At 47.4% G+C, this 10,813-nt stretch carries 15 protein-coding genes and 1 pseudogene; 4 read left to right on the forward strand and 12 right to left on the reverse strand.

From position 1 onward, the window contains the following. The 5 genes and pseudogenes from Q0200_RS06985 to Q0200_RS07005 all read right to left on the reverse strand — a co-directional run. Positions 1-591: pseudogene (locus tag Q0200_RS06985) on the reverse strand (cytochrome C); the annotation flags it as partial. Between the two features lie 15 nt (positions 592-606). After that, positions 607-1,686 (reverse strand): hypothetical protein, encoded by a 1,080-nt coding sequence (locus Q0200_RS06990; protein ID WP_297939521.1) that lies wholly within the window; start codon positions 1,684-1,686, stop codon positions 607-609. Between the two features lie 156 nt (positions 1,687-1,842). Further along, complete coding sequence (locus Q0200_RS06995) at positions 1,843-2,373, reverse strand: SCO family protein (protein WP_297939523.1); 531 nt, start codon at positions 2,371-2,373, stop codon at positions 1,843-1,845. Between the two features lie 28 nt (positions 2,374-2,401). Beyond that, the gene (locus Q0200_RS07000; protein WP_297939526.1) at positions 2,402-2,863 is read right to left on the reverse strand and encodes a hypothetical protein; all 462 of its coding nucleotides are present in this window, start codon (positions 2,861-2,863) and stop codon (positions 2,402-2,404) included. After that, a complete protein-coding gene (locus Q0200_RS07005; protein WP_297939529.1) occupies positions 2,863-3,342 on the reverse strand; it encodes a copper chaperone PCu(A)C in 480 nt (159 codons plus the stop codon). The genes Q0200_RS07000 and Q0200_RS07005 overlap by 1 nt, the downstream gene beginning before the upstream one ends. Before the next feature lie 132 nt (positions 3,343-3,474). On the opposite strand from Q0200_RS07005, the gene Q0200_RS07010 reads away from it, so the two are divergent. The 3 genes from Q0200_RS07010 to Q0200_RS07020 are packed head-to-tail and all read left to right on the forward strand — an operon-like array spanning position 3,475 to position 5,647. Next, positions 3,475-4,410: a L,D-transpeptidase family protein gene (locus Q0200_RS07010; RefSeq protein ID WP_297939532.1), complete on the forward strand. Its 936-nt coding sequence runs from the start codon at positions 3,475-3,477 to the stop codon at positions 4,408-4,410. Next, on the forward strand, positions 4,411-4,653 hold the full coding sequence (gene cmeU, locus Q0200_RS07015) for a CmeU family protein (protein WP_297939535.1): 243 nt from the start codon (positions 4,411-4,413) through the stop codon (positions 4,651-4,653). Beyond that, positions 4,646-5,647: an alanine racemase gene (locus Q0200_RS07020; protein ID WP_297939538.1), complete on the forward strand. Its 1,002-nt coding sequence runs from the start codon at positions 4,646-4,648 to the stop codon at positions 5,645-5,647. Before cmeU ends, Q0200_RS07020 begins: the two co-directional genes overlap by 8 nt. A gap of 506 nt (positions 5,648-6,153) precedes the next feature. Here Q0200_RS07020 and Q0200_RS07025 read toward each other — a convergent pair. From Q0200_RS07025 to ribA, 7 genes are all read right to left on the reverse strand, one after another. Continuing rightward, the gene (locus Q0200_RS07025) at positions 6,154-6,990 is read right to left on the reverse strand and encodes a TIGR01777 family oxidoreductase (protein WP_297939540.1); all 837 of its coding nucleotides are present in this window, start codon (positions 6,988-6,990) and stop codon (positions 6,154-6,156) included. A gap of 78 nt (positions 6,991-7,068) precedes the next feature. Further along, complete coding sequence (htpX, locus tag Q0200_RS07030) at positions 7,069-7,944, reverse strand: zinc metalloprotease HtpX (protein WP_297939543.1); 876 nt, start codon at positions 7,942-7,944, stop codon at positions 7,069-7,071. A 23-nt stretch (positions 7,945-7,967) separates the two neighbouring features. Next, the gene (locus Q0200_RS07035; RefSeq protein ID WP_297939545.1) at positions 7,968-8,303 is read right to left on the reverse strand and encodes a hypothetical protein; all 336 of its coding nucleotides are present in this window, start codon (positions 8,301-8,303) and stop codon (positions 7,968-7,970) included. Continuing rightward, on the reverse strand, positions 8,300-8,677 hold the full coding sequence (locus tag Q0200_RS07040; protein ID WP_297939546.1) for a hypothetical protein: 378 nt from the start codon (positions 8,675-8,677) through the stop codon (positions 8,300-8,302). Before Q0200_RS07040 ends, Q0200_RS07035 begins: the two co-directional genes overlap by 4 nt. Continuing rightward, on the reverse strand, positions 8,674-8,898 hold the full coding sequence (locus tag Q0200_RS07045; protein ID WP_297939548.1) for a PP0621 family protein: 225 nt from the start codon (positions 8,896-8,898) through the stop codon (positions 8,674-8,676). Before Q0200_RS07045 ends, Q0200_RS07040 begins: the two co-directional genes overlap by 4 nt. Then, a complete protein-coding gene (rsmG, locus tag Q0200_RS07050; RefSeq protein WP_297939550.1) occupies positions 8,888-9,445 on the reverse strand; it encodes a 16S rRNA (guanine(527)-N(7))-methyltransferase RsmG in 558 nt (185 codons plus the stop codon). Before rsmG ends, Q0200_RS07045 begins: the two co-directional genes overlap by 11 nt. Then, on the reverse strand, positions 9,435-10,007 hold the full coding sequence (ribA, locus tag Q0200_RS07055) for a GTP cyclohydrolase II (RefSeq protein ID WP_002947626.1): 573 nt from the start codon (positions 10,005-10,007) through the stop codon (positions 9,435-9,437). The genes rsmG and ribA overlap by 11 nt, the downstream gene beginning before the upstream one ends. Positions 10,008-10,068: 61 nt before the next feature. Here ribA and hemB point away from each other — a divergent pair. Further along, positions 10,069-10,813 (forward strand): porphobilinogen synthase (hemB, locus tag Q0200_RS07060; RefSeq protein WP_297939553.1); only part of this gene is annotated, 745 nt, incomplete at its 3' end.

Genomic DNA, 10,813 nt, shown 5'->3' on the forward strand with positions numbered 1-10,813 from the left:
GTAGCCGTCATCTAGCGGAGCCGCGTACTGCGCCGCTTCGATGACGTATTCGCTGTTTGGAGTGATAAAGCTACCGCCGTGTTCGCTTTTCATGATAGGGTTAACCACGATCTGAGTCGTCTCGAAATCGTGCAAATTTATCACGGCGATGCGAGGGTTGGCCTTGTCGTTGATGAAAAGATAATCGCCGACGTATTCGCCGTTTTTCTCGGTTAGCGCAGGGTGGTGGGTGTCGCCCCACGTGATTTGTTTGCCTCTGATGGCGCCGCTTTTTAGGATGGCTTTAGACTCCTCGTCGTAGCCGTATCCCTGCCAAGGCTCGGGCGTAAAGACGCCGATATACTTGTAAATTCTCATCGAAGGCACGCCGTAAACCATCACCTGTCCGCTTTGGCCTCCTGAGGAAAATACGATGTAGTCGTCTTTTTTACCGCTTGGCTGATACGTTTTAGCGGCCGCTAGGATGTCTTTTTCCGTTAGCCCGCGCGCTTTCATGATAGCTTGTAGATCGCTATCCGCCGCACACGCACTGCTAACGGCAAACGCCAGGCCCGCAGCCGCAACGATACCGCAACTAAGTAGTTTGTTCATTGAAAATCTCCTTTCCTAAGATTTTTTCTTGTAAAATTGGATCTCGCCGTTTATGCTAACGGCTATGACGCTATCTTCGTCGTTAAAAATTTTTATCACGGCGTCGGAGTTTTTGCCTATTTTTTCTATCTGTTTAAACTCAGCATCGCTTCGTAAAATTTCGCCGTTTCCAAGCCCGATATAAACTTTATCCTGTACGACTATCAGGCTTTTAACGCGCGAATTTGAGATTTTGTAAATTTGAATTTCTGCGTCCGTCAAATTTGCGTTTGCTTTGCCGCTAGTCAAAATTAGATCCGCTTTGTTTTGCGCGTTTTTGACGGCTGTCAAATTTGAGCTAGCGTTGTCTTTGTCGTTTGTTTTCGTCAAATTTGCTTCGGCGGTCAAATTTGCCGCGCTAGGCTGCTTGCTTGCTAACTTTTCGTTCGTCAAATTTCCATCTGCGTCAAATTTGAGGCTAGCTATCTCGCCGCTAGCAAGTCCGAAAATCACGCCCGAGTTTATCTCTGCCGCGCTCAAAGCTACGGATTTTAATCTGCCTAGGTTTTTTGCCTTCATGGTGCTTAAATTTACGGTAAAAACCGATCTATCCCAGCTAGTTATCAGCGCGGCGCCGTTTGAAATTTGACAGGTCGCGATACGGTATGCGCCGTTAAGACTCGCGCGCGTCAGCTTTTTTGACGCAATGTCGTATGAGATAAAGGCGTTTTTGCCGGCGACCGCGTAAATTTTGCCGTTTGCGACGTGAAGGTGCGTTATCTGCGCCTCAAGGTTTAAATTCGAAAGATTTATAATGCCGGCAAAAGAGCTAAAATCATCGTTAAATTTAGCTATCTCGCCGCTCGCAAATCCTGCATATAAATTTGCGCCGTCAAAATCCAGAGAGGTTATCTCGTCCGTTTTAACACCAAATTTGTTAATGGGTTTCAAGTCTTTTTGATTAAGTATTTTTAGCGAATTTTTGGCATCGTAGACGGCTAGTGTTTTGTTTTGCTCGCTATATGCGCAGCTTTTTACGTCGAGGCTAGCCGTAGCGCTAACGTCGCTTGCGAAGGAGAAAACAAATAGAGCGCATACGAGCGCTATAATTTTCATAAATGTCTTTCAAATTTAAATTTTCTATTAATGAAACTATACAACCGGAAGGCTTAAAGTGAATTGATTTAAATCAATATCGGTAATAATTGAGTATAAAAAAATATCTTTGTGTTATAACGTAACACCTAAATTTACGAAATAATAAAGCTGTTATTATTTCAGATTTTCCAGCGTTTTCTTGATATTTTGCGCCGTTAGATTGGAGATCTCGGCGACGAATTTATCGTTCTTATCTAGTACGTATAGCGAGGAGCTATGAGCGACGGAGTACTCTATAGCGGATTTTTCGAGCAACACCTTTTGATACTTCACGCCGTAGCTTTTTGCAACCTTAGGCAGATCGTCTAACACTATGCCGTAAGAATTCGGATAAAAATACTTCGCATACTCATCGACGTTTTTTGCTTCGTCGCGCTCCGGGTCGAGAGTGACGAAAATCACTACGATATCGTCTCTTTTAAGCTCGTTTAAGACGCCACTTAAGATACCTAAAGTTGCTGGGCAGACGTCCGGACACGAGGTGTAGCCAAAGTATATGATCTTATTTTTGCCCTCAAAGCTCTTTAGACTCACCGCGCCGTTTGCGCCTTGGCCGGTAAGAGCGTATTTGTTTGAGTAGAGTGCGAGATAGCCTACGCCTAGAACCGTTAAAATCAGTACAAGTATGATAAGAAGCTTTTTCATTATCCGCCCTTTCAAGTGAAATTTGCGCCTATTGATGCAAGTCGAAGTCTATATAAAGTCCGCTTTTTTTACCGTTTTCTAGCACCTCGAAACGGTATCTCATGATGTTTATCAGGCACGCGCTTAGCACGATGTTTGATATGTAGGCGTTGTCGCGCTTTTCGACTTCGGCCTTTATGACACCCATGTCCATATTTACGCCGTGGATCTCAAGGCTTGGGTTTTTAAATCCTTCTAGTCCCTCTATGCGAACGATCGTCGGCTGCATCGTGTAAACGGGCTTTGGCGAGAGGCTAAATTTAACCGTCTTGCCGCGAAACTCCACGCCGCAGGAGTGCTCGGCGTTCATATCGCAAGGAAGCGGGTTTAAATTTGCCCCCACGTCCTCTGCGCTCAAAAAGTCCTCTTGCGCTTGCGGTTTAAAAAACAAGTACGCCGAGGCACCTAAAACACCGACTAGAAGGACTAAAATTATGAGAAATTTTTTCATTAATGCTTATGGTGTCCGCCGTGATCGTGTCCGTGTTCGCCGTCTTTTTTAGCTACGACCGACTTTGCGACGATGTCTTTTAGCTCGAGTTTTTGTCCGTTATCAAACTCTAGCGTGGCATCTAGTTTGTCGCCCTCTTTGATCGGGGCTTTTACGTTCATCAGCATTACGTGCAGACCGCCCGGTTTTAAATTTGCCTCGCCCATCGCAGGTACTTCGATGTTTTCTATTTGTATCATTTTTTTCATGCCGTCTACGTCTTTATGCGTGTGTATCTCGCCTGTAGCGGCTGCGGGAGAGCTAGCGCCGACTAGTTTTACCGGTTTATCGGTGTTGTTTTTGATATCGAAAAATAGAGCCGTATTTTTGGCGCCAGGAGGCGTAGCTTTAGCGTAGATATCAACGATCTCGATATCTGCGGCATTTGCAAAGCCCAAAGAGGCGACTACTAGAGATAAAGCTAAAGATTTGCTTTTCATTATTTTATATCCTTTTATGTAGAATTTGATATTCGCTATTGTAACACAAAATAAAAGCTTTTTAAAATTTTTAAGAGAAAATGTAATATAATTCTGGCCTTTATTACGAAATTACGCAACGTTAGGAAAATTTTGAAAAAACTACTCGGCTTACTTTTTTTTTCTGCTTTTTTTTCTCAAATTTTAGTCGCCGAGGCTTTAGCGGACGCAAATTTGACAGGCGCTAAATACTGGCTAAAAAAGCTAGGCGCAGCCGACGTCAGATACGGCTACTACGAGGCTAAGACCAAAATCATCGTCGTAAATAAAGCGCAAAAAACCCTGCAAAGCTTCGAGTACTCAGGCGGCGCGCTGGAGGAAATCTTTTCTCAAAGCGTGATAACGGGTAAAAGCGGGGATAAATTTAAAGAAGGCGACCTAAAAACTCCGGTCGGAGTTTACGACGTCACGGACAAATTTACGCCGCCGGATCCATTTTACGGGCCGCTTGCGATGTCGCTATCGTATCCGAACGCCCACGATAAGGCCGCACAAAAAACGGGCGGAGGCATCTGGATACACGGACTGCCGATGAAAGGCAAACGCGAGGACGAAGTAAAAACACGCGGCTGCGTGGCGTTTAACAACGATGCGCTGGTGAAATTCGGCCGACTGATCGGCAGCGAGGGCGTCGTGATAATCAGCGAAAGCCAGAAGGTAGACGCCAGCAAAGACGACGTCGCGCGCGTACTGGCACATCTGCACGAGTGGCTGCAGGCGTGGCGAGATAACGAAACTAAAATTTACCTCGGCTTTTACGCGGACGAATTTGTAAAAATAGACGGCAAAAACACGCTAACGAGGGCTAAATTTGCCGAAAATAAAAAGAGAATTTTCGCGCTAAACGAAAAAAAGAGCATAAAAGCTTCAAATTTTAGCGTGACGCCGTATCCAAATACCAAAGGGCAAAATCTTTTTAGAGTGGTTTTTGACGAGGATTACGCAGCGCCGAGCCACGAATTTAAGGGGCAAAAAGAGCTCTACGTGCGACTAGATAAAGATAAATTTAAAATCTTAACGGAGAAGTAAATGCAAGAAAAAAAAGAAATAGTAAAGGCTCAAATCGAGGAAATTTTAAAGGCGAGGGGCGAGTTTTTCGCCGAGCTAGACCGCCAGGTACCAAAGGTTGCGGGCACGGACGTGTTTGACTTTGCGGCGGTTAAAGAGGCTGATCTAAAGGCGCTTTACGCTAAATTTTACTCTTACGATTATAGTATTAGGAAGCTGCTTCCTAACGTTTACGAGGCGTTTGGCGTAAATTTCAATGTCTGAACTCGTTTTAAACAGATCCGCTTACATCCATAATCTAACTAAAATTTGCGCCAAAGCCGGCGACAAAGATCGCGTGATTTTGGTGCTAAAAGACAATGCCTACGGGCACGGAGCGGCGCTCGTGGGGCGTGAGGCGGCAAGCTACGGTATCAAATTTTGCGCGGTCAAAAACGAGGCCGAGGCGCGCGAGTTGGAGCCCTTTTTCGAGCACATCCTCATCCTTTCGCACATCCCTACGGGCGGCGAGAGCGAGAGATTTATCTACGCGGTAAACGACATTTCGCTGATTGCTAAATTTAAAAAAGGCGCGCGCGTACATATCGCCGTCGATACGCTCATGCACCGAAACGGCGTGGCGGTGAGCGAAGTGCGTGCGACGTGCGAGGCGGCTTTGGCGCACGGACTGCAAATTTGCGGCGCATTTACGCACTTTAGAAGCGCTGAAGAGCTTAGTAGCGATTATTTTGTACAGAGGCAAAATTTCGCCGCGGCAAAAGCCTTAGTGCGCGAAATTTGCGGCGAGGGTTTGGTCTTTCACTCGCACAACTCCGCTGCGACCGAGCGCTTCGGCGAGCTAGCGGACGAGTGCGTGCGTGTGGGTATCGCAGCCTACGGATACGCGCAGTTTGACGAGAGTTTGGAGCTAAAACGCGTGGCGTCGCTCTGGGCGCATAAAGTTAGCGGTAGAGTACTAAAAAAAGGGCAATGCGCGGGCTACGGCGCTAAATTTTGCGCGAGCAAAGATATGCAAATCGCCGTTTATGACCTAGGCTACGGCGACGGATTGCTACGCTACGGGGGCGAGGGCGAGCTAAAGACTGCCGGCGGACAGCGGTTGCTCGGTAAAATGTCGATGGATAGCTTTTGCTGCGAAGATGCGGGCGATAAAATTTGCGTATTTGACGACGCTAGCGTTTGGGCGGATTTTTTCGGCACGATCAGTTATGATGTTTTGACTAAGCTCTCGCCTAGCATCTCTAGGCGGTTTGAGTAAAACTTCTCGTAAGTGCGCTTGAGCGCGCAGGTAGCAAACTCTGCGCGCAGAACTAGCGGCAAAAGCTAGCTTTCCAAATTTATGAGCTTAGTCTGATATCTTCAAAAGCGTAAATTTGCCGTCTGATTCAAATTTACGCCGAATTTTGCCTAATATCGGCTCGCGGTTTTGTAAATTTAAGACATCGTTTGGCGGTCAAAAAATTTATCGCTTTTTCTTGGACGGATCGTGCTAATTTTGCCTAAGCGTCAGGTTTGTTAAATTTTGATTACTGTTTTGTAGCCTGCCATATCAGCGGGCAAAGCATTTTATGTCTTAAGGCGCTACCGTATTTGCTTTTATGCCTCTACGGTGGCGTTTTTAATTTGGATTTGCGATAAAATCGGACGAGATTCTATGCGGCTAAATTTTCGTAGCGGCGTCAAATTTACGCTGGGTTGGCGCGAGCCGCATTTTGCAAAAACCGAAGCGAAGCATTTGGCTAAGCAGGCAAAAATTATTTAAATTTACTTCAAAATATCCCGAAGCGCCGTTTTTAGATCGCTAAATTTAAAGCCAAATCCGCTCTCTATCAAGGCTTTGGGATAGACTTTTGCGCCTTCAAGCAGTACGCTTGACCCCTCGCCCAGTATCAAATTTAACGCAAATTTATGTACTTTAAAAAACGTCGGTCGCCCCAAAACCTCGCCTAAAATTTTAGTAAATTCTCCGTTTGTGCTAGGATGCGGCGAAACGAGATTAAAAACGCCGCTTTGGCGGTTTTGCAAGGTAAATTTAAATGCCTCTAGCAAATCAGCGATGTGAATCCAGCAAAACGCCTGCTCGCCGCTACCGATCTTGCCGCCAAGACCAAGCCTAAATGCGGGCAACATCTTAGCTAGCGCGCCGCCTCGCCCTAGCACTACGCCCAGGCGAAATATCGCCGTTTGCGTCCGCGCTTTAGCGGCCTCGCTCTCCCACTCGCATGCCAGCTCGCCCAAAAATCCGCGGTCAAATTTGACCGAGCTCTCGTCGTGGCCAAGGCCGTTTTCGTAAATACCCACAGCCGAAGCGCTGATGAAAAATGGCAGATTTTCTAGCTCGTTTATAGCGCAAACTAGCGTGCGCGTAGTCTCTATCCTGCTTGCGCGAAGGCGCTTTTTATAGTCCTCGCTCCATCTGGCCGCGATAGAAGCGCCCGCTAAATTTATAACCGCGTCGCAGCCGTCAGCGAGATTTTTGAGCGCGTCTTTGTCGGCATAAGCGGCTCGCGGGATAGCTACGACTTCGTGCCCCTGGGCTCTAAAAAAGCGGCAGAGCTCGCCGCCGATAAATCCGCTCGTGCCGTTTACGGCTATTTTCATATTTTGCCTTTTTGATAAATTTGCTTTGACGCGGACGGTCAAATTTGATGCCGCGCAGGGTTAAATTTGGCGTCAAATTTACTTTCTAAAATACTCTTTCACGCCGTTTTCGCCATCTAGTTGCGAGCGTAAATTTTCTAGCGCGGCGATGCGATCTTGGGTGCTCGGGTGCGTGCGAAATAGCGAGCCCAGAGCGCTTTTTACGCCGCTAAAGGGATTAACGATAAACATATGCGCGCTTTGTTCGTCGGCGTTTGCCATCACGCGTCCGCGCGCGTAGTCCTCGAGCTTTCGCAGCGCGCCGGCTAGGTGCTGGGGCTTGCCCGTTATCATCGCAGCGCCCCTGTCGGCCTCAAACTCCCGCGCCCGTGAGATCGCCATGCGTATGATCGTGGCGGCCAGCGGCATGATGACGGCTAGAGCGATTAACATTAGAGGATTTTGCTTGCCTTGACGGTTTGCCGCGCCAAACTGCGCGAAATTCGCCAGTATCGCGATCGCGCCAGCAAAAACGGCCGCTATCGAGCCCGTTAGGATGTCGTAGTGGCGCACGTGGCTTAGCTCATGAGCCAGCACGCCCTCGATCTCGTCTTTGTTTAGCAGATTTAGCAGTCCCTCGGTCACGGCCACTGCGGCGTGGCTCGGGTTACGACCCGTGGCAAAGGCGTTTGGTACGGCTTCTGGGATGATGTAGATCTTTGGCATCGGCAAATTTGCCTTCGCGCAAAGCTCGCGCACGATCTGATGAAGTCCCGTCGCGTGCGCCTCGTCCACGGGTACGGCTCGGTAGTGCTTTAGCACGAGCGTGTCCGAGAAAAAGTATGAAAAGAAATTCATCCCAAGCGCAATCAAAAATGCCACCAGCATGCCGCTAGTGCCGCCTATCGCGCCGCCCACGGCTACGAAAAGCAGCATTAGCACCGTCATCAAAAATGCAGTTTTAAAAAGTTCCATTTGTTTCCTTTGCTCGTAAAATTTTACGAAAATATCTCGCCGTCCTCTTTTATCTTTTCTATGAGGGCAAAAATATCTTTCTCCGCTATGCGCATCGGAGCCGAGCCTAGCGCGCCTAGATCGTTAAAATAAATTGCATCGTCCGAGTTTAACTTTATAAAAAATCCAAGGTCGCCGTCTTGGCCTATCATATAAAAACCGGGCTCGTAAAGCGCTACTTCGTAGGTTTCGTTTCGCTCGGCTAGAGCCGCGCGCCCGTATAGATACGCACCCGCTCCCGCCTCGTTAAAAACGTCTACGCACTCTTCGCCCTCGAGATCCTCTAAAAATTTTAGATACAACGGCGGAAATTTTATCATCGTTTATCCTTGCCTATTACGGCGGTTTTAAATATCGCAGCGTCCGCGCCCGTCTCGCTAAGCGCGGCCAGCTCGTTTTCGCCGCCGATAAAGACGCAAATTTGAGCGTCAAATAGATAATCCTGCGCCAGCTTTGCTGCTTTGCCGGCAAGCTCGTGGGGCACGACGATAAATTTCGCTCCGGCTGCGTTTGCGACGATGATTTCGTTTAGATTTTCAGCTTCGACGCTAAAATTGGCACCTAGCTCCTGCGCTTGCTTTATCGCGGTCTCGTCAAATTTAAACAAATTTTGCTTGCCCGCTTCGATCTGCTGGGTATTTTCGCGCCAAAACAGCGGCTCATAGGGCACTAGCTCGTGGCCGATCAGTTTCATTTTTTATCCTTTATGCAGTCTTCGCAGATATAACCGCCGCCGCTGATTACGGCGTCTTTGGCCTCTATAAAGGTGCCGCATTTTTTGCATTCGACGAAATTTTCGGCATCTTTGTCCTCTTTTTTTGCGCCGCCTTTTACGCCTCTTTTGACGCGGGTTTTAAAAAATATCATATAAATCGCGATTAAAACCGCAAAAAAAGCCAAAATTTTAAATAACATCGCCGCCCTTTATAAGTACGTAATTTCGGTTGCCGTGCCCGTAAATTTGAGCTTTGAGCCCGTCTAGCTCGCTTTGCACGCTGCTTCCTTTGTAGAGTAAAATTTGAGTTTGCGCGTCAAAAAAGCCGTTGCAAATTTTGAGTAAATCTTTCGTTTTCATCAGCGCGCGACTCGTGATGAGCTGCGCCGCAAACGGCTCGCCGTCCTGGATCTTGCAGGATTTTACGCGGATGTTGGTTAAATTTAGCTCAGCCTTGACATAGCTTAGAAACGCCGATTTTTTCGGGCTGGGTTCAAAGAGATGCCACTCGCACTCCTTTAAAATCATCGCGAGAAATATCGCCGGAAAGCCCGCTCCGCTACCCACGTCGATCGCCGTTTTAGCGCCCGCAATTTGCGGGAAAATTTCAAGCGGAGCTATGCTGTCAGCGATCTGCTCGTTTAAATTTTTGTAGTTGGTGAGGCTGTGCACGCGGTTAAATTTAGCCAAAATCTCGCTAAATTTCGCCGTTTGCGCGTCAAAGTCCCGCGGCAGGTCAATTTTCATCTAGCATATGCCCCATCTGCTCTTTTTTCACGCGTAGGTAGTTTTCGTTAAATTTGTTCGCGTGTATGACGATCGGTACGCGAGAGACGATCTGTACGCACTTTAGCCCCGACAGTTTTTTTGGATTATTGGTTAGCAAATTTATCTTTTCGATGCCAAAGTGCTTTAAGATAAAATCCACGATCTCGTACGTGCGCTCGTCGGCCTTAAAGCCTAGCTGGTGATTTGCCTCGATGGTGTCAAGGCCCTCATCTTGCAGGTGGTAGGCGTTTACTTTGTTTAGTAGGCCGATATTTCGCCCTTCTTGGCGCAGATAAATCACCATGCCGCCGTGCTCCTCGATGTATTTTAGGCTGGCTTCTAGCTGGTCGCGGCAGTCGCACTTGAGGCTACCGATCGCATCGCCCGTTAGGCACTCGGAGTGGATGCGGACGTTTACGACCTCGCCGAAAGGTTTTTTGTAAATCGCTAAATGTTCTTTCTCTCCCTCCTTAAATGCCTTTATCTCGAATATCCCGAAACGAGAGGGTAAATTTGCCGTATTTGAAAGCTCGATATTCATAAAATTTTAACTCCTATTATGTTACACTAGGCGTAAATTGTAGCGAAGTAAAAGGAAAATTATGTTTAAACGTTTTAGAAGACTCAGGATAAATCCAGCGATCAGAGAGATGGTGCGCGAAACTAGCGTTTGCGCGAGCGATTTTATCTATCCGCTTTTCGTCGTCGAGGGCAAGGGCGTGAAAAAAGAGATAAGCTCGATGCCGGGCGTCTTTCAGATGAGTTTGGACGAAATTTTAAAAGAGTGCGAAGAGATAGTAAATTTAGGCATAAAATCGATCATTTTATTTGGCATACCAAGCCTAAAAGATAGCGTTGGCAGCGACGCACTAAGTAGCGACGGCATCATCGCAACCGCACTTAGAGCCATAAAAGATAAATTTCCAAATTTAGTAGTCGTCACCGATCTTTGCTTTTGCGAATACACAGACCACGGCCACTGCGGCATAATCGACCATGTGCATAACACCATCGACAACGACGCAACGCTTGAAATTTCAGCCAAGCAAGCCTTGATACACGCTCAAAATGGCGCCGACATGATCGCACCAAGCGGCATGATGGATGGCATCATCGCAACGCTAAGAGAGACACTTGATAGCAATGGCTTTGAGAATTTACCAGTGATGGCGTACTCAACCAAATTTGCCTCAGCTTACTACGGACCATTTCGCGACGTGGCGCAAAGCGCTCCAAGCTTTGGCGATAGAAAGAGCTACCAAATGGACAGCGCAAACCGCCTAGAAGCTATAAATGAGAGCTTGCAGGACGAAGCGCAAGGCGCTGACATCTTGATGGTAAAGCCAG

The sequence above is a fragment of the uncultured Campylobacter sp. genome (assembly GCF_938045225.1).
In the GTDB taxonomy this organism is placed as follows: domain Bacteria; phylum Campylobacterota; class Campylobacteria; order Campylobacterales; family Campylobacteraceae; genus Campylobacter_A.

Bases quoted from the DNA above. Each gene is read 5' to 3' on its own strand.
- htpX (WP_297939543.1), bottom strand. From the start codon at position 7,944: ATGGAACTTTTTAAAACTGCATTTTTGATGACGGTGCTAATGCTGCTT.
- Q0200_RS07040 (WP_297939546.1), bottom strand. From the start codon at position 8,677: ATGAAACTGATCGGCCACGAGCTAGTGCCCTATGAGCCGCTGTTTTGG.
- cmeU (WP_297939535.1), top strand. From the start codon at position 4,411: ATGCAAGAAAAAAAAGAAATAGTAAAGGCTCAAATCGAGGAAATTTTA.
- rsmG (WP_297939550.1), bottom strand. From the start codon at position 9,445: ATGAAAATTGACCTGCCGCGGGACTTTGACGCGCAAACGGCGAAATTT.
- ribA (WP_002947626.1), bottom strand. From the start codon at position 10,007: ATGAATATCGAGCTTTCAAATACGGCAAATTTACCCTCTCGTTTCGGG.
- Q0200_RS06995 (WP_297939523.1), bottom strand. From the start codon at position 2,373: ATGAAAAAGCTTCTTATCATACTTGTACTGATTTTAACGGTTCTAGGC.
- Q0200_RS07020 (WP_297939538.1), top strand. From the start codon at position 4,646: ATGTCTGAACTCGTTTTAAACAGATCCGCTTACATCCATAATCTAACT.
- Q0200_RS06990 (WP_297939521.1), bottom strand. From the start codon at position 1,686: ATGAAAATTATAGCGCTCGTATGCGCTCTATTTGTTTTCTCCTTCGCA.
- Q0200_RS07025 (WP_297939540.1), bottom strand. From the start codon at position 6,990: ATGAAAATAGCCGTAAACGGCACGAGCGGATTTATCGGCGGCGAGCTC.
- Q0200_RS07005 (WP_297939529.1), bottom strand. From the start codon at position 3,342: ATGAAAAGCAAATCTTTAGCTTTATCTCTAGTAGTCGCCTCTTTGGGC.
- Q0200_RS07035 (WP_297939545.1), bottom strand. From the start codon at position 8,303: ATGATAAAATTTCCGCCGTTGTATCTAAAATTTTTAGAGGATCTCGAG.
- Q0200_RS07045 (WP_297939548.1), bottom strand. From the start codon at position 8,898: ATGTTATTTAAAATTTTGGCTTTTTTTGCGGTTTTAATCGCGATTTAT.
- Q0200_RS07000 (WP_297939526.1), bottom strand. From the start codon at position 2,863: ATGAAAAAATTTCTCATAATTTTAGTCCTTCTAGTCGGTGTTTTAGGT.